Annotated in this window: 27 protein-coding genes and 2 tRNA genes; 10 read left to right on the top strand and 19 right to left on the bottom strand. The window is 56.0% G+C overall.

Translation table 11 applies throughout. The features are described 5' to 3' along the window. Positions 1-58: 58 nt before the first annotated feature. The 16 genes from ACO6EE_RS09530 to fur form a co-directional block, all read right to left on the bottom strand. Entirely contained in the window at positions 59-679 is a 621-nt protein-coding gene (locus tag ACO6EE_RS09530; RefSeq protein ID WP_023887205.1) for an RlmE family RNA methyltransferase, read from the bottom strand. Positions 680-781: 102 nt separating this feature from the next. Next, positions 782-1,102 (bottom strand): iron-sulfur cluster assembly protein IscA, encoded by a 321-nt coding sequence (iscA, locus tag ACO6EE_RS09525; RefSeq protein WP_126983920.1) that lies wholly within the window; start codon positions 1,100-1,102, stop codon positions 782-784. A 73-nt stretch (positions 1,103-1,175) separates the two neighbouring features. Beyond that, positions 1,176-1,649, bottom strand: coding sequence for a toxin-antitoxin system YwqK family antitoxin (locus tag ACO6EE_RS09520; protein WP_485960783.1), 474 nt, complete (start codon positions 1,647-1,649; stop codon positions 1,176-1,178). Between the two features lie 139 nt (positions 1,650-1,788). Then, positions 1,789-2,031 carry a recombinase RecA gene (locus ACO6EE_RS09515; protein WP_485960782.1) on the bottom strand — a complete coding sequence of 81 codons (243 nt, stop codon included), beginning with the start codon at positions 2,029-2,031 and terminating at the stop codon, positions 1,789-1,791. Between the two features lie 149 nt (positions 2,032-2,180). Then, positions 2,181-2,447, bottom strand: a complete 267-nt coding sequence (locus ACO6EE_RS09510; protein WP_485960781.1) for a DksA/TraR family C4-type zinc finger protein — start codon at positions 2,445-2,447, stop codon at positions 2,181-2,183. Position 2,448: 1 nt separating this feature from the next. Next, positions 2,449-2,832: a Fe-S cluster assembly scaffold IscU gene (gene iscU / locus ACO6EE_RS09505; protein WP_023887211.1), complete on the bottom strand. Its 384-nt coding sequence runs from the start codon at positions 2,830-2,832 to the stop codon at positions 2,449-2,451. Positions 2,833-2,920: 88 nt separating this feature from the next. Continuing rightward, positions 2,921-3,052: a hypothetical protein gene (locus tag ACO6EE_RS09500; RefSeq protein ID WP_255361152.1), complete on the bottom strand. Its 132-nt coding sequence runs from the start codon at positions 3,050-3,052 to the stop codon at positions 2,921-2,923. Between the two features lie 106 nt (positions 3,053-3,158). Next, positions 3,159-3,590, bottom strand: coding sequence for an SRA domain-containing endonuclease (locus ACO6EE_RS09495; protein WP_485960780.1), 432 nt, complete (start codon positions 3,588-3,590; stop codon positions 3,159-3,161). Between the two features lie 30 nt (positions 3,591-3,620). Next, the gene (locus ACO6EE_RS09490; RefSeq protein WP_485960779.1) at positions 3,621-4,835 is read right to left on the bottom strand and encodes an IscS subfamily cysteine desulfurase; all 1,215 of its coding nucleotides are present in this window, start codon (positions 4,833-4,835) and stop codon (positions 3,621-3,623) included. A 95-nt stretch (positions 4,836-4,930) separates the two neighbouring features. Further along, a complete protein-coding gene (locus tag ACO6EE_RS09485) occupies positions 4,931-5,386 on the bottom strand; it encodes a Fe-S cluster assembly transcription factor (protein WP_485960778.1) in 456 nt (151 codons plus the stop codon). A gap of 191 nt (positions 5,387-5,577) precedes the next feature. Continuing rightward, positions 5,578-7,272 carry a glutamine--tRNA ligase/YqeY domain fusion protein gene (locus ACO6EE_RS09480; RefSeq protein ID WP_485960777.1) on the bottom strand — a complete coding sequence of 565 codons (1,695 nt, stop codon included), beginning with the start codon at positions 7,270-7,272 and terminating at the stop codon, positions 5,578-5,580. A gap of 138 nt (positions 7,273-7,410) precedes the next feature. Continuing rightward, positions 7,411-8,007, bottom strand: coding sequence for a bifunctional nicotinamidase/pyrazinamidase (pncA, locus tag ACO6EE_RS09475; RefSeq protein ID WP_485960776.1), 597 nt, complete (start codon positions 8,005-8,007; stop codon positions 7,411-7,413). A 69-nt stretch (positions 8,008-8,076) separates the two neighbouring features. Further along, positions 8,077-8,898 (bottom strand): 2,3,4,5-tetrahydropyridine-2,6-dicarboxylate N-succinyltransferase, encoded by an 822-nt coding sequence (gene dapD, locus ACO6EE_RS09470; RefSeq protein ID WP_485960775.1) that lies wholly within the window; start codon positions 8,896-8,898, stop codon positions 8,077-8,079. A gap of 45 nt (positions 8,899-8,943) precedes the next feature. Next, entirely contained in the window at positions 8,944-9,099 is a 156-nt protein-coding gene (locus ACO6EE_RS09465) for a hypothetical protein (protein ID WP_485960774.1), read from the bottom strand. After that, positions 9,096-9,845, bottom strand: a complete 750-nt coding sequence (gene aat / locus ACO6EE_RS09460; protein ID WP_485960773.1) for a leucyl/phenylalanyl-tRNA--protein transferase — start codon at positions 9,843-9,845, stop codon at positions 9,096-9,098. The genes ACO6EE_RS09465 and aat overlap by 4 nt, the downstream gene beginning before the upstream one ends. Positions 9,846-9,892: 47 nt before the next feature. Next, positions 9,893-10,321 (bottom strand): ferric iron uptake transcriptional regulator, encoded by a 429-nt coding sequence (gene fur, locus ACO6EE_RS09455; RefSeq protein WP_064089926.1) that lies wholly within the window; start codon positions 10,319-10,321, stop codon positions 9,893-9,895. 123 nt (positions 10,322-10,444) lie between these two features. On the opposite strand from fur, the gene ACO6EE_RS09450 reads away from it, so the two are divergent. The 7 genes from ACO6EE_RS09450 (at position 10,445) to ACO6EE_RS09420 (ending at position 16,180) form a co-directional block, all read left to right on the top strand. Continuing rightward, entirely contained in the window at positions 10,445-10,834 is a 390-nt protein-coding gene (locus tag ACO6EE_RS09450; protein WP_070631029.1) for an outer membrane protein assembly factor BamE, read from the top strand. A gap of 18 nt (positions 10,835-10,852) precedes the next feature. Then, positions 10,853-11,668 carry a 4-hydroxy-tetrahydrodipicolinate reductase gene (dapB, locus tag ACO6EE_RS09445; RefSeq protein ID WP_485960772.1) on the top strand — a complete coding sequence of 272 codons (816 nt, stop codon included), beginning with the start codon at positions 10,853-10,855 and terminating at the stop codon, positions 11,666-11,668. Between the two features lie 32 nt (positions 11,669-11,700). Continuing rightward, positions 11,701-11,976 (top strand): oxidative damage protection protein, encoded by a 276-nt coding sequence (locus ACO6EE_RS09440; protein ID WP_049257916.1) that lies wholly within the window; start codon positions 11,701-11,703, stop codon positions 11,974-11,976. Between the two features lie 90 nt (positions 11,977-12,066). Continuing rightward, on the top strand, positions 12,067-13,857 hold the full coding sequence (gene dnaG / locus ACO6EE_RS09435; RefSeq protein ID WP_485960771.1) for a DNA primase: 1,791 nt from the start codon (positions 12,067-12,069) through the stop codon (positions 13,855-13,857). Positions 13,858-13,902: 45 nt separating this feature from the next. After that, entirely contained in the window at positions 13,903-15,849 is a 1,947-nt protein-coding gene (rpoD, locus tag ACO6EE_RS09430; RefSeq protein WP_485960770.1) for an RNA polymerase sigma factor RpoD, read from the top strand. 48 nt (positions 15,850-15,897) lie between these two features. After that, positions 15,898-15,973: transfer RNA gene (locus ACO6EE_RS09425), tRNA-Ile, on the top strand. Between the two features lie 117 nt (positions 15,974-16,090). Beyond that, a tRNA-Ser gene (locus ACO6EE_RS09420) sits at positions 16,091-16,180 on the top strand. Between the two features lie 137 nt (positions 16,181-16,317). Here ACO6EE_RS09420 and trpE read toward each other — a convergent pair. Beyond that, complete coding sequence (trpE, locus tag ACO6EE_RS09415) at positions 16,318-17,796, bottom strand: anthranilate synthase component I (RefSeq protein WP_485960769.1); 1,479 nt, start codon at positions 17,794-17,796, stop codon at positions 16,318-16,320. Positions 17,797-17,877: 81 nt separating this feature from the next. After that, positions 17,878-18,963, bottom strand: coding sequence for a recombinase RecA (gene recA, locus ACO6EE_RS09410; RefSeq protein ID WP_485960768.1), 1,086 nt, complete (start codon positions 18,961-18,963; stop codon positions 17,878-17,880). A gap of 146 nt (positions 18,964-19,109) precedes the next feature. Between recA and trmB the strand changes: the two genes are divergently transcribed. Continuing rightward, the gene (gene trmB, locus ACO6EE_RS09405) at positions 19,110-19,802 is read left to right on the top strand and encodes a tRNA (guanosine(46)-N7)-methyltransferase TrmB (protein WP_485960767.1); all 693 of its coding nucleotides are present in this window, start codon (positions 19,110-19,112) and stop codon (positions 19,800-19,802) included. Positions 19,803-20,052: 250 nt separating this feature from the next. Further along, positions 20,053-20,790 (top strand): DUF4184 family protein, encoded by a 738-nt coding sequence (locus ACO6EE_RS09400; RefSeq protein WP_485960766.1) that lies wholly within the window; start codon positions 20,053-20,055, stop codon positions 20,788-20,790. A 120-nt stretch (positions 20,791-20,910) separates the two neighbouring features. Here the strand turns inward: ACO6EE_RS09400 and ACO6EE_RS09395 are convergent, their stop codons facing one another. Next, on the bottom strand, positions 20,911-22,275 hold the full coding sequence (locus tag ACO6EE_RS09395; protein WP_485960789.1) for a Na+/H+ antiporter NhaC family protein: 1,365 nt from the start codon (positions 22,273-22,275) through the stop codon (positions 20,911-20,913). 443 nt (positions 22,276-22,718) lie between these two features. Here ACO6EE_RS09395 and ilvD point away from each other — a divergent pair. Then, positions 22,719-24,187, top strand: a 1,469-nt coding sequence (gene ilvD, locus ACO6EE_RS09390) for a dihydroxy-acid dehydratase (protein ID WP_485960765.1), incomplete at its 3' end; no start/stop codon positions are given.

The following is a 24,187-nucleotide window of genomic DNA, read 5'->3' as shown; positions in this document are numbered from 1 at the left end:
CTCCTAACTATATAAAATGCCACAAATAAAAAACAGATGATAACCAGCACTTTGCTGATTACCGCTTATTCCTGCCCAGCAGATATACCTCGCTGGAACGGCTGCGCGAGGCCTTGGGCTTGCGCACCTGCACTTGGGCAAACACCCCGCGCATGGCCTGCATATATTCCTGAAAACCCGCGCCCTGAAACACTTTCACCAGCATATTGCCGCCGGTTTTCAGATGCTCGGCGGCAAAATCCAGGGCCAGCTCGCACAAAACATAGCTGCGCGCCTGATCGGTTACCGCATTGCCCGACATATTGGGTGCCATATCGCAAATTACAAGGTCTAGTGCGCGGCCTTCGAGCAGGTTTTCCAACTCCTCCAGCACCTCGTTTTCGCGGAAATCGCCTTGGATAAACGATACACCGGCAATCGGCTCCATCGGCAAAATATCCAGGGCAAACACCCTGCCCTGCGCCCCCGCCAGCTTAACCGCCACCTGCGACCAGCTGCCCGGTGCGCTGCCCAAATCGGCCAGCACCGTGCCGTTTTTAATCAACTTGTCTTTTTCGTTGATTTCCAGCAATTTGTATGCCGCCCGGGCACGGTAGCCGTCTTTTTGCGCCTGATGCACATAGGGGTCGTTCACGTGCTCGTTCAACCAACTTTTGGAGGATTTGGAACGGGTTGCCATCATCAATCCCAATCAAAGAAACGGCCGCATTGTAGCCGATAAGGCTACCTGAAAACCACAATCGGGGTTTCAGGTAGCCTTCTGATGCGCTAATCCAAGGGCTCAAACATTAAAGCTTTCGCCGCAACCGCATTCGTTTTTCACGTTCGGGTTGGCGAACTTAAAGCCTTCCTGCAAGCCTTCTTTGGTGAAGTCCAGTTCGGTGCCGTCGAGATACACATGGCTTTTTGGATCAACAAACACTTTCACGCCATGCCCTTCAAATACCAAATCATCAGGCAGGATTTCGTCGGCAAATTCCAGCGTATAGGCCATGCCGGAGCAGCCGCTGGTTTTCACGCCGATGCGGATACCTTCGCCTTTGCCGCGCTTGGTGAGGAAGCTGCGGATATGGTCGGCAGCGTTTGGTGTGAGTGTAATCATGGGGTTTCCTTTGTTTTCGATTTTTGAAGAGACTACCTGAAAAACAGTATCAGGGTTTCAGGCAGCCTTTCGATTAAGGTTTAGCGCTATCCGGCCGTACCGCCACTGGCGTTCTCGTGCGGGCGGCGCAGTCGATGATTTCGTCTTTTTCCAAACGGCCTGCCCGGTTGTATGCCTGCAGGCGGGTAACAGTGCCGTTCCGGTAGAGCAGGCGCAGGCGCAATGTGCCGTCCGACAGGTAGCCGTTCGACCAACCTTCAATCTCGCCCTGTGCGTTATAGCTGTGCCGGGTGCGGACTCTGCCGTTTGGATGGAATATTTCCAACTGCGGGAGCCGGACGTTTTTGATCACGACCTGTCTATCTCCCCCGGGCGGCCAACGGTATTTGCCGTCGAGCAGGCCTTCCGGCAGCGGCGGGAGGATGCAGGCATGCTGTTTTTCGCACATCCGCAGGCTCTCTTCATTTTCCGCCGTGAGCGCGGGTAGGTTGCCGACGGAGACGGCACAACCAACCAGCAGCAATACGGTAGGGATTGGAAGAAGCAATTTGTTTGCATAAGGCCTCGTTGTTCGAGCGGCGGATATAGCGGATTAAAATCGCCATGCAAGGGCGTTGACCCGCCTTGACGTACTGCCTGCACGCCCTGAGGCTCGCTGCTTTTAACCCACTTATTTTCAGGTAGCCTTACTTTGCCGCCTGCTGCCGCTTTGCCCAGCTCACGGCGGCCTGCATGGCGGCGCGTGCCTGCGGGCTGTTTTTCCAGCAGGTGCTGCCGGTGAGCGCCGCGCCCTGTTGCAGCATATCGTCCACATCGGCGGCGGCCAGTTTGGCCACGTCGTCCAAGCCCATTTGCTGCAAGCGTTGCAGCACGGTTTTGCCGATGCCTTTTTCGGCGAGCAGGGATTGGGTTTCTTCGAGGGTAAACATGGGTTTGTTCCGTGTTGGTATCGGCAGGTTTTTTGGGGCAGGCTACCTGAAAACCGTCAGGCAGTGAACCGGTCATACACGGCATCGATGTCGGCGCAGGCGCGTTGCCGGAAAATTCGGTTGCGCTGAAACCATCAGTTTCAGGTAGCCTATTTCAGCTGGCTGTCCTTGCTACCGCGCCGGTTGTAGGCGGAGCGGAATTGCTGTTGTTTATCGACCTCTTCTTGGCAGGCAATGCACAACTGCACGCCGGGCAGGGCGCGGCGGCGGGCTTCGGGAATCGGCCCGCCGCATTCGGCGCATTCGCGGGCGCTTTTGCCGGAGGGCAGGTTTTGCCGGGCGGCAGCCAATGCGTCATCTAAATTGGCGTCGATTTGCGCCTGTTCCGCGCCGTCGGGCGCCCAGCCGCCGGCCATATTACGCGCCTTTTTTCTTTTTATAATCCGCCACGGCGGCTTTCACCGCGTCTTCCGCCAAAATCGAGCAGTGGATTTTCACGGGCGGCAGTTCCAATTCTTCGGCAATTTCGCTGTTTTTAATCGCCAGCGCGTCATCCAGGCTTTTGCCTTTGACCCACTCGGTAATCAGGCTGGAAGAAGCGATGGCGGAGCCACAGCCATAGGTTTTGAATTTGGCGTCTTCGATGATGCCCTCGTCGTTCACTTTGATTTGCAGACGCATTACGTCGCCGCAGGCGGGCGCGCCCACCATGCCGGTGCCAACATTGTTGTCGTCTTTATCAAGTGTGCCGACGTTGCGGGGGTTTTCGTAGTGGTCGATGACTTTGTCGCTGTATGCCATGATGTGTTTCCTTATTAAAAATTATGATGGTTTGTGATGGGGCTGGGGCTACCTGAAACGGAGTTTCTGCGAAGCTCAAACGGGGTGGCTAAATTTTGCACGCACCGCCTTCGCAACCGTCATCGTTGTTTTCGGGGTCGGTACCGCCTTCTACGGTGATGCCATCGAAGTCTTCGAGTAGGGCATCCAAATTATCAAGGTCTAGCTCTTGGTCGTTCATGGTTTACACTCTAGATTTGGAGATTGTGGCTTTATAGGTCATCTGAGGAAGTCTTTGGACTTTCAGACGGCCTCTTTTTGGTTTAACGGGTCACCTACGTTTGCTATCAGATTAACTCTAATGGGAAAACATAAACCTTCCTAAGCTCTCCGTTTTTGTCTTCCTGTTGCGCAGAATATGGAGAACTAGATAATCTAACCTTTCCTTCGTATTTATAGCTATTAGGTGCATCATTAGAAAAAAGGTAGATGTCTACGTTATTCATATTTGACTCAGAGAGAGTCTTATTTTGTGAGAAATTAATATCTTGGTCACCAACTTGCCCCATACCAGTGTAGTGCAGAATTCTCTTACCATTAACAACCTTCCATTCATCATGATAAATAGAATCTGTTGTGGAAGAAGTCGTGTTATGGACTAAAACGAGAGAGTTAGTTTGATGGCCCCTTCTCATTCCTCCGGAGTTTGACACTTTAAACCGATCCATTAACTCTCGATTAGTCAGTATATTACCAACAACAAGATTCTTGATTGGCATTATTTTCTCTTTCAAATTGTGTTTAAAATATCAATGTTCCGCCCACTCCACTATGCTCAAATCAATCCCTTCCTTAAACATTTCCCACAGCGGCGACAGTTCGCGCAGTTTGCCGATTTTGGATTTAATCAGTTCTGCTGCAAACTGCACTTCTTCTTCGGTGGTCATGCGGCCGAAGGTGATGCGCAGGGATGAGTGTGCCAATTCATCGTTGCGGCCGAGCGCGCGCAGGACGTAGCTGGGTTCGAGCGAGGCGGAGGTACAGGCGGAGCCGCTGGATACGGCGAGTTCTTTGACTGCCATAATCAGGCTTTCGCCTTCGACGAAGTTGAAGCTGACGTTCAGGTTGTTCGGGGCGCGGTGTTCGAGGTCGCCGTTGATATAGACTTCTTCGATGCCTTCGATGCCTTTGAGGAAGATGTCGCGCAGTTTGCGGTAGTGCGCCATGTCTTGCTCGAGTTCTTCTTTGGCGATGCGGAAGGCTTCGCCCATGCCGACGATTTGGTGGGTCGGCAGGGTGCCGCTGCGGAAGCCGCGTTCGTGACCACCGCCGTGCATTTGGGCTTCGAGGCGGACGCGCGGTTTGCGGCGGACGTACAGTGCGCCGATGCCTTTGGGGCCATACGCTTTGTGGCCGGACATGGACAGCAAGTCGATTTTAGCGGCTTCGACATCAACAGGCACTTTACCGCAGGCTTGGGCGCCATCAACGTGGAAGATGATTTTGCGTTCGCGGCAGATTTCGCCGATGGCAGGAATGTCTTGCACTACGCCGATTTCGTTGTTTACCCACATCACGGAAATCAGGATGGTGTCGGGGCGGATGGCGGCTTTGAGTTCTTCCAAATCAATCAGGCCGTTTTCTTGTACGCCGAGGTAGGTTACTTCAAAGCCTTGGCGTTCGAGTTCACGCATGGTGTCGAGCACGGCTTTGTGTTCGGTTTTGACGGTGATGAGGTGTTTGCCTTTGGATTGGTAGAAGTGCGCCGCGCCTTTGATGGCGAGGTTGTCGGACTCGGTCGCGCCGCTGGTGAAGACGATTTCTTTGGAGTCGGCATTAATCAGGGCGGCGATGTCGGCACGGGCTTTTTCCACTGCTTCTTCCGCCGTCCAGCCGAATGCGTGGCTGTTGGACGCGGGGTTGCCGAAGATGTCGCTCAAATAAGGAATCATTTTTTCGGCTACGCGTTTGTCTACGGGAGTAGTGGCGGCATAGTCGAGGTAGATGGGGGTTTGTTTGGTCATGGTTTTCTCTGTTTGGTATGTGGTTGTGTCATTAATTCATAGCTGTAGCACATTTTCAAAGCGGCGAGCCTGTGCCGCAGAAATAAATATGTGCCTTAGCTATAGCGGATATGGGTAAGGCTGATGGCAGTATCATGATGGTGGTGGCCATTCCTTTTATCAAGCACGTCTTGCAGGGAGACGCTGCTCAGGTAGCCTTGGATGGTTTGGTTGAGACTTTCCCACAAATCATGCGTGAGGCAGGGCGTGCCGTGATGGCAGTTGGTTTGGCCGCCGCAGCGGGTGGCATCCAGCTTGTCTTCGGCGGCATAGATAATTTCGGCAACATTGATGCCGTCGGGCTGGCGGCTGAGTAAATAGCCACCACCGGGCCCGCGCACGCTTTCTACCAGCCCGGCGCGGCGCAGTTTGCCGAAAAGCTGCTCAAGGTAGGATAGGGAAATATTCTGCCGGCCGCTGATAGCGTTGAGGCTGACGGGGTTTTCGCGCCCGTACAGCGCCAAATCAAGCATGGCGGTTACGGCAAAACGGCCTTTGGTGGTTAATCGCATAGGGCTATGGTCTTGTTGCATCAAGGGGATGCGGATTTTCCAATACCCAAGTGATTTAGTCAAGTATAGATACTGCCCGGAATGAAAGCAGGCTACCTGAAAACGACGTTTCGGCGCAGCCGAAGCAGAGTTTCTGCGAAGCTAAACCTAGCTCCGGCTTTTTCAGGTAGCCTTCACATCCGACACAGGGCTTATTGTGCTTTCGCCTGCCAAGTGTCGCGCAAACCCACCGTTTTGTTAAACACGGGCTTGCCCTTCACATGGTCTTTGCGGTCGGTAACGAAATAGCCCAGTCGCTCAAACTGCCAGCGGCTCTCGGGCGGCAAATCGTTGGCGGAGGCTTCGACCCAGGCTTGGATTTCGCGCACGGATTCGGGGTTGAGAAAGTTAGTGAAAGGCAGGTATTCGCCGTCTGCGCCGCGTACGGCGTCGGGGCGCGGTTCAGTGAACAGGCGGTCGTACAGGCGCACAGTGGCGGGTACGGCATGTTCGGCCGAGAGCCAATGGATAACGCCTTTCACTTTGCGGCCTTCTGGGTTTTTGCCCAAGGTGTCGTAATCCAAGCTGCATTTGAGCTCAACGATGTTGCCGCTGGCGTCTTTCACCACTTCGTCGCACTTCATCACATAGCTGTGGCGCAGGCGCACTTCGCCGCCGGGCGTCAGGCGTTTCCAGCCTTTGGGCGGGTTTTCACTGAAATCGTCGGCTTCGATATAGAGCGTCGACGAAATCGACAGTTCACGGCTGCCCATGTCTTCGCGGTTCGGGTGATACGGCGCGATGCGGCTTTCGGCTTGGGCTGCATCGTAGTTGGTGAGCGTTACCTTGATCGGATTCAACACGGCCATCATGCGCGGGGCGGAATTTTCCAACTCTTCGCGAATCGCGCCTTCCAACACACTCATATCAACGATGTTTTCCGATTTGGAAATACCGGCACGTTTAGCAAACAGACGCAGGCCTTCGGGCGTGTAACCGCGGCGGCGCATACCGGAAATGGTCGGCATACGCGGATCATCCCAGCCGGCAACGTGGCCGTCTGAAACCAGTTGGTTCAGCTTGCGTTTGGACGTGATGGAATACAAAAGCTCCAAACGGGAAAACTCGTATTGGCGCGGACGTGTGGCGTGCGGTGCGGGGATGTTGTCCAACACCCAGTCGTAAAGCGGGCGGTGGGCTTCAAATTCGAGCGTACACAAGGAATGCGTGATGCCTTCGATGGCATCGGAAATGCAATGCGTGTAGTCGTACATCGGATAGATGCACCATTTGTCGCCGGTGTTGTGGTGATGGGCGCGGCGGATACGGTAGATGACGGGGTCGCGCATATTGATGTTGCCTGAAGCCATGTCGATTTTCAGGCGCAAGGTTTTGCTGCCGTCGGGGAATTCGCCGTTTTTCATGCGTGTGAACAAATCGAGGTTTTCTTCGATGCTACGCTCGCGGTAAGGGCTGTTTTTGCCCGCTTGGGTCAGCGTGCCGCGGTATTCGCGAATTTGTTCCGGCGTTAAATCATCCACATACGCTTTACCGTCTTTGATCAGGCCGACGGCGTAGTCATAAAGCTGGTCGAAATAATTGGAAGCGAAACGCGGCTCGCCCGCCCAATGAAAACCGAGCCACTCAACATCTTCTTTGATGGCATTAACGTATTCGTCGTTTTCTTTTTCGGGGTTGGTGTCGTCGAAACGCAGGTTGCACAAGCCGTCGTAAATATAGGCCAAACCGAAGTTCAGACAGATGGATTTGGCATGGCCGATGTGCAGGTAGCCGTTGGGCTCGGGCGGGAAGCGGGTTTGGATGGCGCTGTGTTTGCCGCTTTTGAGGTCTTCTTCAATAATGGTGCGGATGAAATGGTTATCGGCGAATTGGTCTTTATTAAGCATGGTTTGGGCTACCTGAAAATAATTATAGTCGGGCGGATTTTACCTGAAAGCGCGGGCGGCTGTCAGATGCGGCGTTGGCTAAAATTTTTCAGGTAGCCTTTGATAACGCAGAGGCTACCTGAAAAACGCGAACCAAAACTAATCGGCCAGCGAAAAATTCGGATGCGCCAGCAACTCGGCTTTTTTGGCGGCGAAGCCTGCGGCGTCGATGGCACGGGTGGCGTGCTCGAGCAGGCGCACGCGGAAGCCTTCGGCCAGCGCGTCGGCAATGCTGAAATACACGCAGAAATCAGCAGCCAACCCCGCCACGTCAATATCGGTTACGCCGTGGGCGCGCAGGTAGGCGGCAAGCTGGGTGCTGCTGCGGCGGCCGTTGTCGTAAAACGCGCTGTAGCTGTCGGTGTGCTTGTCCATGCCCTTGCGGAATACGGCGGCGATGGGCGTGGTGTTGAGCTCGGGATGAAACGCCGCGCCGCTGCTGCCGGCAATGCAGTGGTCCGGCCACAGCACTTGCTCCAAACCGTGCAGATTGATGACGTCGAACGGCTTTTTACCGGCATGGGCGGAGGCAAAGCTCTCGTGCCCGGCGGGATGCCAGTCTTGCGAGGCTACCACCAGCGGGTAGCTGCCGATAATCCGGTTTACCGGCTCGACAATGGCATCGCCCTCAGCCACAGGCAGGCGGCCGCCAGGCATGAAGTCGTTTTGAATATCGACCAGAAGAAGGGCTCGCATGGTTTTCTCCTCAGTTAAATAGCTTTCAGGTAGCCTGCTTGCCCACAGGCTAGCTGAAAATCCGGCAAGCTACACGCCGCGCAGCAATTCGTTCACGCTGGTTTTAGCGCGGGTTTGCGCGTCCACTTTCTTCACGATCACGGCGCAGTAGAGGCTGTGCGTGCCGTCTTTAGCCGGCAGGCTGCCCGACACCACCACCGAGCCGGCAGGCACACGGCCGTAGTGGATTTCGCCGGTTTCGCGGTCGTAGATTTTGGTGGATTGCCCGATATACACGCCCATGGAAATCACGCTGCCCTCTTCCACAATCACGCCTTCCACGATTTCGCTGCGCGCGCCGATGAAGCAGTTGTCTTCAATAATGGTGGGCGCGGCCTGTAACGGCTCGAGCACGCCGCCGATGCCCACGCCGCCGCTCAGGTGCACGTTTTTGCCGATTTGTGCGCAAGAGCCCACGGTGGCCCAAGTGTCTACCATCGTGCCTTCGTCCACATAGGCGCCGATATTCACATAAGAAGGCATCAGCACCACGTTTTTGCCGATGAAGCTGCCGCGGCGCGCCACGGCGCCGGGCACAGCGCGGAAACCGGCTACCTGAAACTGCTGCGGAATCCAATCGGCGAACTTGGTGGGCACTTTGTCGAAATATTTGCTCACCCCGTCGCTGGACACTTCGTTATCGGCAATGCGGAAGGAAAGCAACACGGCTTTTTTCACCCACTCGTTCACTTTCCACTGCCCCACGCCCTGCCTCTCGGCCACGCGCAGGCTGCCGGAATCGAGCTGATAAAGCGTATCGAGCACAGCTTCTTTCACTTCGGCGGAAACGCTGCACGGAGTAATTTCGGCGCGCTGTTCAAACGCGGTTTCGATGATGTTTTGTAGAAACATGATTTCTCCTTGTGGTGATGGGTGATACGGCGGATTCACTTCACTTTATGCGGCGGCATAATCGCTCGCCGAACAGAAAAACAGGTTTATCCGCCATAGAGTAAGCGGGAGGCTACCTGAAATTTTCAGGTAGCCTGTAATCTCAAACAGCCGATATTGTGCCATGTAACGCGCGTCTTGCGAACAGATTTCAGTGTTCACCCCTCCTTGCCGAACCATGCGCCTTGCTGTTGGAGCAGGCGCTGGCCGACGGGCTCGGCAAGTGTTTGCGCGGTCAGGCGGTTTAATTCGGTCTGGAAATCGTCAAACGTCATCAGCTCCGAACCAAAACGCGCCAGATGCGGCGTGTCTTGCTGGCAGTCGATCAAGGCGATGCCGCAGCGCTGCAAAAATGGTACAGCATGGGCAAAAGCGATTTTCGAGGCATCGTTCTGCCAGGCAAACATCGATTCGCCGAAAAACACCCGCCCGATCTGCACGCCATAAAGTCCGCCGGCCAACAGCAGATGCCCGCCCTCATCGGGATACCAGCATTCAAACGAATGCGCACGGCCGATGCGGTGCAGCTCGTTGTAGACTACCTGAAACGCCGGTGCGATCCAGCTGCCGCCCTGATGCGGCCTGGGCGTGGCGGCGCAGGCGGAAATCACGGCATGGAAGTTTTGATTGACCGTTACCGCATAATGCCGGTTGCGCATGGTCTTGGCCAGCGAGCGGCCGATGTGCAGCCGCTGGGGCTGCAACACCGTACGCGGGGCGGTGGCAAACCAAAAAAACAGGCCATCTTCCTCAAACCACGGGAAGATGCCCTGTTGATAGGCTGCCAAAAGTCGCTGCGCGGTCAAATCCCGGCTCACTGCCACCAAGCCGTCGTGTTCGGCAATGGCCAAGCGCGGGTCGGGAAACTGCAAACAGCCTTCCGACAACAAAGGAATATTTAGAGCCATAAAGGCTACCTTTCAGAGCCGTGAGGCTACCTGAAAATGCCGCCTGCTTATAAATGGTGTTTCTGCTGACAATCGCCGCACACGCCATACAGATACAGCGCGTGATCCACGATGCGGTAGCCGTTATCTTCGGCAATTTTGCCTTGCAGGCTTTCGATGGTGGGGTTGTGAAATTCGGTCACTTTGCCGCATTTCACGCACACGATGTGGTCGTGGTGGTCGCCCTTGTTCAGCTCGTACACCGCCTTACCGCTCTCGAAATGGTGGCGCAATAGAATATCGGCCTGTTCGAACTGGGTTAAAACACGGTAAATGGTGGCCACGCCGATTTCAACGCCCTCTTCCAGGAGGATGCGGTACACGTCTTCCGCGCTCAGGTGCTCTTCGGCGTGGGTTTCAAACAAATCCAAAATCTTCAGGCGCGGGCCGGTTACTTTCAGGCCGCTGCCTTTGAGTTGTGCAATATTGTTTTCCATGATGTATGATGTTCTGTCGCTCAAATTTATCAGCAACCGTTATAATACGCATTTTTAAGGCACTTGCCCACCTCTAAATTACTCAGCCGGGGCGGTGCACGATCTATCTTGAAAGGCATGTTTGTGAATAAATCCGTTTATTTGGCCTTGGCCGCCTGCATCGGTTTGGCCGCGTGCAGCACCGAACGTCTCGCCCGTTTCCCCTCCTACAAGCTCACCATCGTGCAGGGCAATGAGCTCGACTTGCAGGCCGTAGCCTCGCTGCACCAAGGCCTGAGCAAAGAGCAGGTGCAGCACATCCTGGGCACGCCGCTGCTGCGCGACCCGCTGCACGGCAACCGCTGGGACTACGTTTTTGAAGTGAGCCGCGGCGGCAAAGTGCGCGAACGCAAAAACCTCACCCTGTATTTCGATGCGAACGACTCCCTGGTTAGGGCAGAAGGCGATGTGCTGGACGAATTGCGCAAGCAGCAACAACAGCAAGCCGCACCTGCCGGCCAAGCCGCACAATAATCCCGCCTGAGGAATATTATGTCTGCCACCATTAGAGTTGCCCTGGCCGGGGTAAACGGCCGCATGGGCAAAGTGCTGGTTGAAGCCGTAGCCGCCAACCCGCACACCGTGTTTACCGGCGCGCTGGAACACGCAGGCTCTGAAGCCTTGGGCTTGGATGCCGGCCATGCTTCCGGTTTGAAGACCGGCGTAGCCATCAGCAGCGACATCGATGCCGTGCTCGCCAACTGCGATGTGCTCATCGATTTCACCCGTCCCAACGTTTCAGGTAGCCTTTTGCCCCGCTGCGCCGAACGCGGCATCAAAATGGTTATCGGCACCACCGGTTTCGACGAAGCGGGCAAAGCCGCCATCGCTGCCGCTGCAGAACACACCGGCATTGTGTTTGCCGCCAACTTCAGCATCGGCGTAAACCTCACCTTCCACATTCTCGACACCGTAACCCGCGTGCTGAACGAAGGCTACGACATCGAAATCATCGAAGCGCACCACCGCCACAAAGTGGACGCCCCCAGCGGTACCGCCCTGCGCATGGGTGAAGTGATTGCCCACGCCCTCGGCCGCAACCTGGCCGACTGCGCCGTGTATGGCCGCGAAGGCCACACCGGCGCGCGCAGCCCGCAAACCATCGGCTTTGCCACCGTGCGCGGCGGCGATATCGTGGGCGAACACACCGCCCTGTTTGCCGGCGAAGGCGAGCGCGTGGAAATCACCCACAAAGCCTCCAGCCGCATGACCTTCGCTGCCGGCGCCGTGCGTGCCGCCGTGTGGCTGCAACAGCAACGCAGCGGCCTATACGATATGCAAGACGTATTGGGCCTAAAAAATCGTTAAACCCCATCCACACCACCTGAAAAGGAAAGAACATGACCCGCATGGTAAATTGCATCAAGCTGGGCAAAGAAGCGCCCGGCCTCAAATTCCCGCCCCTGCCCAATGATTTGGGCAAGCGCATTTTTGAAAACGTATCACAAGAAGCATGGGATGCCTGGACGCGCCACCAAACCATGCTCATCAACGAAAACCGCCTCAGCCTGGCCGACCCACGCGCCCGCCAGTATCTGTCGCAACAGATGGAAAACTACTTCTTCGGCGACGGCGAAGCTGATGTAGTGCAAGGCTACGTTCCGCCTGCCAAATAAACCCGCAGCTGCTTACACAGCATTGAGGCTACCTGAAAACTCTCCCAACCCATTTTCAGGTAGCCTTTCCTACCGAAACCCCGGCCCGCCATGATTCCCAACGAATTCATCGACGAGCTGCTGGCCAAAACCGATATTGTCGACATCATCGACGAAAGCGTGCCGCTGAAGAAAGGCGGCGCCAACTACATGGCCTGCTGCCCGTTCCACAAAGAAAAAACCCCGTCGTTCTCCGTCAGCCCGAGCAAACAGTTCTATCACTGCTTCGGCTGCGGCGCACACGGCACGGCCATCGGTTTCGTCATGGAATACCAAGGGCTGGGCTTCACCGAAGCCGTGCAGTATCTGGCCGACCGTGCCGGTATGGTGGTGCCGCAGCAAAAAGGCCGGCAGAAAAGCCCCGAAGCGCGCGCACGGCGAAAACAGCGCCAGCAAACCTTGGAAGAAACCACTGCCCAAGCCGCCGCCTTCTACACCCGCGAGCTGGCCACCAACGAGGCGGCAAAAGGCTACCTGAAAAAACGCGGTCTCTCCGATGAAGTCGCCGCCCACTACGGCCTGGGCTACGCGCCCGACAGCTGGCGGCCGCTGGCGCAAAGTTTCGCTCCCTATCCATCCGAAGCGCTGGTCAACAGCGGCATGGTGATTGAAAAAGACGGCAGCCACTACGACCGCTTCCGCCACCGCATCATGTTCCCCATCCGCAACAGCAGCGGGCAGGTTATCGGCTTCGGCGGCCGCGTGTTGGACGACTCAAAGCCCAAATACCTCAATTCGCCCGACACTCCGCTGTTCGATAAAGGCAAAAACCTCTACGGCCTCTACGAAGCCCGTGCTGCCGTGAAAGAAGCCGGCCGCATCCTGGTGGTGGAAGGCTATATGGACGTGGTTGCGCTGGCGCAGTTCGGCATCGGCTACTGCGTGGCCGCACTGGGCACCGCCACCACCGCCGAGCACGTTAAAATCCTGATGCGCCAAACCGACAGCATCTATTTCTGCTTCGACGGCGACGCGGCCGGCCGCAAAGCCGCCTGGCGCGCCTTGGAAAACGCCCTACCCCAACTGAAAGACGGCAAGTCGCTGCACTTCCTCTTTCTGCCCGAAGGCCACGACCCCGACAGCTATGTGCGCGAGCACGGCCGCGAACGCTTTGAAGATATGCTGCTGCACCAAAGCAAGCCGCTTTCCGCCTATTTTTGGGACGCGCTCACCGCCAAACTCGATTTACGCAGCCAAGAAGGCAAGGCCGAGCTGGTGAAAAACGCCACCCCGCTGCTCACCCAGATTACCGCCCCCGCCCTCGCCTTCCTGCTCAAGCAGGAACTGAGTAACTTAGTGGGCATCGACCCGGCCAATTTGGCGCATCTGATGGGGCAGGAAGCCCCCAAACGCCACGTTGCCCAGCAACGCTACACCCTGCCGCGCCAAACCTTCCGCCAGCCGCAAATGCTGAGTTTGGCACAACAACAAATCCGCCGCCTATTGATAAATCCGCAATGGGCTACATATATCGACCTACCCGACCATCTGGAACTGGATGCCGACCTTGCCTGCCTGAGCGTCATGGCTGCCCATGTACGCCGCAGCCCTTTGCCGCTATCCAGTGCCGGATTAATGGAAGCCATGCGCAACACCCCCTATTACGGCAATATCAGCCGCATCATGCAGTCCGGTACGGACAGCGCCCACTTTGAGGGGGATGGCGAATCCGACGCACTGAATTTCCAATCGGGTATGCAAAAATTGATGAATGCCTTGAAAACCCAGCAAGTTGAAGCATTGAAACGCAAACGCATCGAACACGGCTTGAGCGATGACGAAACCAAACTGCTGCTGGAGCTCTTGAGGCGTCCTCCCGCCAACGGCAACGGCACCATTTAGGGCAATGCCGATTACACCGACCGACCTGTGAACAACGAGAGAAACATGTCCGAACAGAACAACCCCGCCACCGAAGAACAAGACGAAAGCAACCGCACGCTCACCCCGGAGGAGCAAAGGGCACGGCTCAGACAGCTGATTCTGCAAGGTAAAGAACGTGGCTACATCACCTACGCCGAAATCAACGATGCCCTGCCCGACGATATGTCGGATGCCGAGCAGATCGACAACATCGTCAATATGATTTCCGGCCTGGGCATTCAGGTAACCGAAGAAACGCCCGACAGCGAAACCCTGCTGATGGCCGACAACACGGCCAACATGACCGACGACGATGCTGTTGCCGAAGCCGAAGCCGCCCTCTCCAGCGCCGACTCAGAATTCGGCCGTACCACCGACCCGGTACGCATGTATATGCGCGAAATGGGGCAGGTGGATTTGCTCACGCGCGAAGACGAAATCGTTATCGCTAAAAAAATCGAAACCGCCCTGCGCAACATGATTCAGGCCATCTCCGCCTGCCCCGGTTCGGTTGCCGAAATCCTCGAACTGATTGAAAAGGTTCGCAACGACGAAATTCGCGTGGACGAAGTGGTAGAAGACATCATCGACCCCCACGAAGAGCTGCTCGACGAATTGGGCATTGGCATGGACAAAGCCGAAGAATCCGCGCCAAACGCTGATTTAGAGGAAAGCGAAGACGAAGATGCCGACGAAGAAGACGCTGACGAAGAAGATGCCGGCGCCATCTCTGCTACCAACCTCGAAGAGCTCAAACAAAAAGTTCTGACCCACTTCGAAGACATCCAAGCTACCTATAAGAAAATGGTTGCCGCGCTGCAAAAACACCACAGCCAGCACAAAACCTACCTGAACCTGCGCAACCACATCGCCGACCAGCTGCTCAACGTACGCTTCACCACCCGCCAGATTGAAGCCTTGAGCAACAATCTGCGCACCCGCGTTGACAGCATCCGCCGCCTGGAACGCGAAATCCGCGACATCTGCCTCAACCGCGTGCACATGGATCGGGACTACTTCATCAGTACCTTCCTGCCCAACATCACCGATTTAAACTGGGTGGAAGCCGAAATCGGCAAGAATCGCGTGTGGAGCGAAGCCCTGAGCCGCTTCCAATACGCCATTATCGAAAAGCAGAATATCCTTATCGAGCAAGAGCAACACGCACAGATTTCCATTGCCGAGCTGAAAGAAATCAGCAAAAACATGGTGGCTAACGAAAAAGAAACCGCCGCCGCCAAGCAGGAAATGATTCAGGCTAACTTGCGCCTGGTGATTTCCATCGCCAAAAAATACACCAACCGTGGCTTGCAATTCCTCGATTTGATTCAGGAAGGCAACATCGGCCTAATGAAAGCGGTGGATAAATTCGAATATCGACGCGGCTACAAATTCTCCACCTACGCCACCTGGTGGATACGCCAAGCCATCACTCGCTCGATTGCCGACCAGGCACGCACCATCCGTATCCCGGTGCACATGATTGAAACCATCAACAAAATGAACCGTATCTCACGCCAGTATCTGCAGGAAACCGGCGAAGATCCGGATGCCGCTAAACTGGCCGAACTGATGGAAATGCCGGAAGACAAAATCCGCAAAATCATGAAGATTGCCAAAGAGCCGATCTCCATGGAAACCCCCATCGGCGACGATGATGACAGCCATTTGGGCGACTTCATCGAAGACGTGAACAACATCGCCCCGGCCGATGCTGCCATGTATTCCAGCCTGCGCGAAGCCACCAAAGACGTTTTGGAAAGCCTCACTCCGCGTGAAGCCAAAGTTTTGCGCATGCGTTTCGGCATCGATATGAACACCGACCACACGCTGGAAGAAGTGGGCAAACAGTTCGACGTAACCCGCGAACGTATCCGCCAAATCGAAGCCAAAGCCCTGCGCAAACTGCGCCATCCCACCCGTAGCGACCGCTTGCGCAGCTTCCTAGACAGCGAGGAAAACAAGCAGTAATCCTTGCTAGGCCGGCGGCTTGTCGGTACAATGCCGCCCTTTCTAGCCGGGTCTGTAGCTCAGGGGTTAGAGCAGAGGACTCATAATCCTTTGGTCGCTGGTTCGAGACCAGCCAGACCCACCAAGAATTGCCGGCAGGCTGCACTCCGTTGCAGCCTGTTTTCTATCGGAGGCTGTCCTACTGCCAAAAATAATACTGGTCAAATTCGCAAAAATCCTGTATAGTTCGCGCTCTTGAACTGGAAGCGTGGCAGAGTGGTTTAATGCAGCGGTCTTGAAAACCGTCGTGGGGTTAGACCCACCGTGAGTTCGAATCTCACCGCTTCCGCCAAATTGAAAACCTTCGTTGCAAAACGAAGGTTTTTTGTTTGGGCTGTTCCATTGGCTGGGAAAAGGCTACCTGAAAACTTCGCTTCGCTACGTTTTCAGGTAGCCCTATCTTTTTCTTTTTCAGGTAGCCTTTCCTGACTATCCATCCAGCCCTTGCTGCACCATCTCGGCAGCGCGCAATACGGCGCGGGCTTTGTTCTGGGTTTCCTGCCATTCGGCTTCTTCGTCGGAATCGGCCACAATACCGCCGCCGCTTTGCACGTAGAGCGTGCCGTTTTTAATCACGGCGGTGCGGATGGCGATGGCCAAGTCCATGTCGTTGTTGAAGCTCCAGTTGCCTACCGCGCCGCCGTAGATGCAGCGTTTGGCCGGCTCGAGCTCTTCGATGATTTCCAGCGCACGCACTTTGGGTGCGCCGGAGAGTGTGCCGGCGGGGAAGGTGGCGGCGAGGATGTCCATATTACCGATACCGGGTTTGAGCTCGCCTTCCACATTGGACACGATGTGCATCACATGCGAATAGCGTTCAATCACCATTTTATCGGTTACCTTCACGCTGCCGGTTTGGCTGATTCGACCCACGTCGTTACGGCCCAAGTCGATGAGCATAACGTGTTCGGCGATTTCTTTGGCATCGGCCAGCAGGCTCTCGGCTTGAGCGGCATCTTCTTCCGGCGTTTTGCCGCGCAGGCGGGTGCCGGCGATGGGGCGCACGGTAATTTGGTTGCGCTCGCGCCGCACGAGGATTTCGGGCGAAGAGCCGACGATGTGGAAATTGCCGAAATCGTAGTAAAACAGATAGGGCGAGGGATTGAGCGTGCGCAGGGCGCGGTAGAGGCTGAGCGGCTTGTCGGCAAAGGGCAGGCTCATGCGTTGGCTGGGCACTACCTGCATGCAGTCGCCGTCTAAAATATATTGGCGGATGCGGCGCACGTATTCTTTATAGCGCGCTTCGCCGGTTTCGTGCTGCGGTGCGGTTTGGGCGCTGCCGAGCGAGAGCGGCAGGGCAACGCTTTGGCGCAGCTGTTCGCGCAAGGCTTCGAGCCGCTCGCGGGCTTTCAGGTAGCCTGCTTCGTCGGCGTCGGGGTCGGCATACACAATGAGGTGGATTTTGCCGCTGAGATTATCCACCACAGCCAGCTCTTCGGAAAGCATGAGCAAAATATCGGGCGTGCCGATACTGTCGGCTTTGTTCGGCTGCCGCAAGCGGTGGGCGAGCTGCTCGAAATGGTAGATGGTTTCATAGCCGAAGTAGCCCACCAAACCGCCGATGAAGCGAGGCAAACCAGGGATTTCGGGTACTTTATAGCGGGCGTGGAACTGCTCGATGAAGGGCAGCGGATTGCCTTCGTATTGCTCAACGATTTGGCCGTCGTGGTACACCTCCACCCGTTGGCCGCTGGCTTTCAAATAGGTGCGGCTCGGCAGGCCGATAAAGGAATAGCGGCCGAAACGTTCGCCGCCCACCACGGATTCGAGCAGGTAGCTGAAGGGGCGGTTGGCGAGCTTAAGGTATATGGAAAGCGGGGTATCCAAATCGGCCAGCAGCTCTTGCACCAGCGGGATACGGTTGTAGCCGGCGGCGGCTTGTTCGCGGAATTGTTGCAGAGTAATCATGGTGTGGGTTTAAAACGGTTGGGATTAGGGCTACCTGAAAACGGAGCGAAGCGAAGTTTTCAGGTAGCCTTTACAGCCGGCCTACTCTTCCGGCTGTTCGCCGTCGGTGTCGTCGCGTTGGCCTTCGGTAATCTCGATATTGATGCCGACTTCCTTGCGGATTTGCGCTTCAATTTCGGCGGCCACTTCCGGATTTTCCTTCAGCCACACACGCACGTTGTCTTTGCCTTGGCCGATTTTATCGCCATTATAGCTATACCACGCGCCGGATTTTTTGATGATGCCGACTTTGTCGCCCCAGTCGATCAACTCGCCTTCACGGCTCACGCCTTCGCCGTAGAGGATGTCGAACTCGGCTTGGCGGAACGGCGGTGCTACCTTGTTTTTAATCACTTTCACGCGGGTTTCGTTGCCCAGGATGTCATCGCCCTTTTTAATTTGGCCGATGCGGCGGATATCGAGGCGCACGGAGGCGTAGAACTTGAGCGCATTGCCGCCGGTGGTGGTTTCTGGGCTGCCGAACATCACACCGATCTTCATGCGGATTTGATTGATGAACACCACCAAAGTGTTGGTTTTCTTAATGTGGCCGGTGAGCTTGCGCAAGGCTTGGCTCATCAGGCGGGCTTGCAGGCCCACGTGGCTGTCGCCCATTTCGCCTTCGATTTCTGCTTTCGGCACCAGCGCGGCCACGGAGTCGATCACCACCATGTCCACACCGCCGGAGCGCACCAGCATATCGCAGATTTCCAGCGCCTGCTCACCTGTGTCCGGCTGCGACACCATCAACTCTTCCACCTTCACGCCCAGCTTGCGCGCGTAAATCGGGTCGAACGCGTTTTCCGCATCGATAAAGGCACACACACCGCCGTTTTTCTGGCATTGCGCGATGGTTTCCAAACATAGCGTGGTTTTACCGGAAGACTCCGGCCCGAAGATTTCCACAATGCGCCCGCGCGGCAAACCGCCCACGCCCAGCGCCAAATCCACGCCCAAAGAGCCGGTGGAAATCACTTCCAAGTTTTCATCCTGATGGCTGCCGTCCATCTTCATGATGGCGCCTTTGCCGAAATTCTTTTCAATCTGCGCCAGCGCGGCGGCCAGAGCCTTTTTCTTCTCGTCTTCAGGAGTAGACGCTTTATCTGCCTTGTTTTTTGCTTCTGCCATAATCAATCCCTGTTTTTGAAGTGTGAATAAATCTGGCGGATTATCGCACAAAGCACCGCCGCTGTGTTTGCCGAAAAGCCGCCGAAACTTGAGCGCCCCGCCCGATGCTGGCAATATACCGTTATTTTTTCCGCACTCACCGAATTATGAACGCCTCCAACCCCCAGCAAGAGCATCCGCGCAGCATCAAATCTTTCGTTTTGCGCCAAGGCCACATGACCCCCGCCCAGCAGCGCGCCATCGATGAAAACTGGCCGCGCTTCGGCCTGGATTTCCAACACGCGCCCGTTGATTTAAACGCCGCCTTCGGCCGGGAAGCCCCCAAAATCCTCGAAATCGGCTTCGGCATGGGCACCGCCACCGCCGAAATCGCCAAAAGGCTACCTGAAAAAGATTTTCTCGCCATCGACGTGCACGGCCCCGGCGTGGGCAATTTGTGCAAGCTCATGGCCGAGCAGGAGATTGCCAATATCCGCGTGATGCGCCACGATGCCGTGGAAGTGGTGGAAACCATGCTGCCCGATACCTGCCTGAGCGGCATCCACATTTTCTTCCCCGATCCCTGGCACAAAAAACGCCATCACAAACGCCGCCTGATTCAAGCCCCCTTCGTGGCCAAGCTGCTGCCCAAACTCAAAAGCGGCGGCTATATCCACCTCGCCACCGACTGGGAAGAATACGCCGTGCAGATGCTCGAAGTGCTGAGCAGTTTCCCCGAGCTGCAAAACACCGCCGAAGCCTATGCCACCACCCCGGCCTACCGCCCCGAAACCAAATTTGAAGCCCGCGGCAAACGGCTCGGCCACGGCGTGTGGGATTTGGTGTTTGAAAAACGCTGACGGCAATTTTCAGGTAGCCTTTGCCTACCGTTCTTGTCCCTTATATCCACATTCCGCTATCCGATTCAAAACAGGCTACCTGAAAGCGCAGCTTCAATATAGTAGATTAACAAAAACCAGTACAGCGTTGGCTCGCCTTGCCGTAACGTGTGTACTGTCTGCGGCTCGCCGCCTTGTCCTGATTTTTGTTAATCCACTATAAAACCCGCTTCAGGTAGCCTCTTGCCAAGCCCGCCCATCCTCTCCCGCCATGCCCTTCACCCTTGCCCACCCCGTTGCCGTGCTGCCCTTTGCCCGCTGCCGCCGCGTCCACTTCCCGGCCATGGTTATCGGCAGCCTCGCGCCGGATTTTGTGTATTTCCTGCACGGCCGCACCGTGCCGGGCGGGCATGGCTTGGTCAATCTGCTGTGGCCGAACCTGCCGCTGTGTTTCGCCCTCTATGCGCTCTATCTCGCCTTGCGGCACCACACCTTGCGCGACTTTCTGCCCGACTGCCTCAACGCAGCCTACAAGCTACCTGAAAGCACCATCGCCACCGCCCCGCAAAAACGCCGCCAAATAGCAGCCGTGCTGTTTACCTTTGTTTTCAGCGCCCTATTCGGCATGATTACCCATCTGTTGTTAGATGCCTTCACCCACCCGACCGGCTGGTTTGTGCAACATTTTGCCCCGCTGCAACAGACTGTGTTCACCCTGCCGGCCTATAAATGGCTGCAATATGGCGGCGGCGTGTTCGGCTTGGTCGGCTGCCTGCTGTTTGTACTCCATGCCGCCCGCCGCCGGCCGCACCGATCGGCCAAAACCGCACGGCAGAAAAGACTCTTCTGGGCAAGCTGCACCCTGCTGACGCTCTGCGGCTGGGCACTCTGGCAAACCGCCGCACCTATCCCATTGGCTCACGCCGCCACCCAAATCATCCGTCTCATCGACTGCGCCGTGCTCGGCTTCTCACTGCTCTGCGCGGCATGGCGCTTAACTTTCAGGTAGCCCCAATCTCTTCCCGCCGTTTAGCCAAACCAACACAAAAAGGCTACCTGAAAAATGCAAGGCAAGTTTCTGCTTTGCATTTTTCAGGTAGCCTTATTTCAACTTGCGGTATCGTGCCGCTTATACTGCCTCGTTCTTGCTCAAAGTGAAGCCGGTGAAGCCGAATACGAGGGTGAGCAGCAAGCTGAGGTAGCAGAAGAAGGCGTAGGGCAGATATTCGATCACGGGAACGCCCAGGGCGTGGTGGATAAACACGCCGCATACGCTCCAGGGCACCAGCGGATTGGTTACCGTGCCGGCGTCCTCCACGGTGCGGGCGATGTTGCGCGGGTGCAGGCCGAGCCGTTCGTAGATGGGCTTGAAGGTGTTGCCGGCCAGGAGCAGGCTGAGGTATTGCTCGCCGATGAGCACGTTGACGCCCAGCGAAGTGGCGGCCACAGTGAAGGTGGCGCGGCCGGCATTAACCAACATATGGCCGATGCCGGAGAGCAGCGCGGGCAAGATGCCCAGGGCGTTGAGCAGGCCGCCGAGGCTGAGGGCGAGGATAACGATGGTTTGGGTGAAAAACATGCTGCCGATGCCGCCGCGCGAAATCAGCTTGGCCACATTGCCCAAATCGGTGCCTTCGGGCGGCGCATAGCCGTTGAAGAAGTAGCCGCCGAGCTGTTCAATGTTGGGGCTGCTGTGCAGGTAGGTGAGCACGAGGGAAACGGCGATGGTGATGATGATGGTGTAAATCGCGTTCACGCGGCGCATGGCCAAAACGATCAGCACGGCAAAGGGCAACAGGGTGTAGCCGTGCACTAAGCCGCTGGCCTGCAGTTGGGTTTGGAAAGCGGCTACGCTGCTTAAATCGGCGGCAGCAGTATGGCCGGAGAGCAGCCAGAGCAGCAGCGCAGTGAGCAGCCAGGCGGGGATGGTGGTGTACATCATATTGCGGATGTGGTCGAACAAATCGATGCCCACAATGGAGGCGGCAATGCTGGTGGTGTCGGAAATGGGCGACATTTTGTCGCCGAAAAACGCACCGGATACCACTGCCCCGGCCACCACGGCCGGATTGGCACCCAGCGCACTGCCCATGCCGATAAAGGCCACGCCCAGGGTGGCGCAGGTGGTGAGGCTGCTGCCGATGGCCACGCCCACCATCGAAGTGAGCACGAAGGCGGAAAGGTAGAAAAACTGCGGCGAAATCAGCTCGAAACCGTAATACATCAGCGTGGGAATCGCGCCGGACACCATCAGCGCCGACACCAGCAAACCAATGAAAAAGAAGAGATAAATCGCGCCGATGCCGGAGAGCACGCCGCGTGCCATGCTCAGCTGCATACGGCCGAAATCCAGCCCTTTGGCTTTGCCGAAACAGAGCAGCCCGCACAGCACCAAAATCACCGACAAATGCGGCACCCAGCCGAAATGGATCATGGTGATGCCCATCACGGCCACCACCAGCGCGGCCATCACCGCCGCCTCGCGCGGCTGCATTTCCAATAAGGCTTCTTTGGTTTCGTTCACTTGTATCCCTCAAATTCCGGCTTGGCAGTTTGTGCCACAAATTTTGTAAAGAGGCTGTCAAACTACCATTTCCTGCCCGGCAAGGCAATCTCTCGGCATCAGCAATACCTATTTTAAAAGGGCACAGATTCGCCCGATTTGTGTTTCAGGCTACCTGAAAACAGTTTGGAATCATACTAGAAATAAAGTTTATGCAATAAAATTGCAAAATATTAGGCATTATAAAAAATAAATGTCTCACCCCTATTCCCGGCAGCACTTGCAACAAACACATGCTATTCAGCTAAAATACGCCCCAACCGAGAGGCTACCTGAAAAATGCCGCCTTTAGCCGTTTGAACTTCTGTTGCAGTTCATGCTTTCAGGTAGCCTCAAATATTCTATAAATCATCACATTAAACAGGACCCGAACCATGCCAGAATACCGCTCCAAAACCTCCACCCACGGCCGCAATATGGCGGGCGCACGCGCATTGTGGCGCGCCACCGGCGTGATGGAAACCGACTTCGGCAAACCCATCATCGCCGTTGCCAACTCGTTCACCCAATTCGTGCCCGGCCATGTCCACCTGCACAATATGGGTCAGCTGGTTGCCCGCGAAATTGAAAAAGCCGGCGCCATCGCCAAAGAATTCAACACCATCGCCATCGACGACGGCATCGCCATGGGACACAGCGGCATGTTGTATTCCCTGCCCAGCCGCGATTTAATTGCCGACTCCATCGAATACATGGTCAATGCCCACTGCGCCGACGCGCTGGTGTGTATTTCCAACTGCGACAAAATTACCCCTGGAATGCTGATTGCTGCCATGCGTCTGAATATCCCGACCATCTTCGTTTCCGGCGGTCCGATGGAAGCGGGCAAAGTCATCGGTGTGGCCAACATTCAACCCGAACGCCGCTTGGACTTGATTGATGCCATGATTGAATCGGCAGACGACAATATCAGCAACCAACAGGTCGAAGAGGTCGAACAAAACGCCTGCCCGACTTGCGGCTCCTGCTCCGGCATGTTTACCGCCAACTCCATGAACTGCCTGACCGAAGCTCTCGGCCTTTCCCTGCCGGGCAACGGTTCATATCTGGCGACTCACGCAGGCCGCAAAGAATTGTTCCTCGAAGCAGGCCGCATGATTGTCGAAATCACCAAACGCTATTACGAACAAGACGACGAAACCGTTTTGCCGCGCAGCATCGCCACCAAAAAAGCATTTGAAAACGCCATGACCATGGACATCGCCATGGGCGGCTCTACCAATACCATTTTGCACTTGCTCGCCGTTGCCAACGAAGCCGGTGTTGATTTCAAAATGGCAGACATCGACCGCCTGAGCCGCGTTGTGCCTTGCATCTGCAAAACCGCGCCAAACAATCACGACTACTATATGGAAGACGTGCATCGCGCCGGCGGCATCTTCGCCATCCTGAAAGAATTGGATAAAGCAGGCAAACTGCACACCGACGTGTACACCATCCACGCGCCGACGCTGAAAGACGCGATTGAAAAATGGGACGTGACCAACCCTGAAAACACCCATGCCATCGAGCGTTTCAAAGCAGCGCCCGGCGGCGTGCGCACTACTCAGGCGTTCTCGCAAAACCGTATGTGGAAAACCCTCGACCTCGACCGCGAAAAAGGCTGTATCCGCGATGTTGAGCATGCCTACTCGCAAGACGGCGGCTTGGCAGTATTGTTCGGCAATATCGCCGAGCGCGGTTGCGTAGTGAAAACCGCAGGCGTGGACGAGAGCATCCTCAAATTTACTGGCCGCGCACGCGTATTTGAAAGCCAAGAAGACGCTGTCGAAGGCATTTTGGGCAACCAAATCGTTGCCGGCGATATCGTCATCATCCGCTACGAAGGCCCTAAAGGCGGCCC

It is taken from the genome of Eikenella sp. (assembly GCF_057315495.1).
The sequence above is the reverse complement of the archived record's forward strand: the minus strand, read 5'-3'. Positions and strand labels throughout refer to the sequence as shown.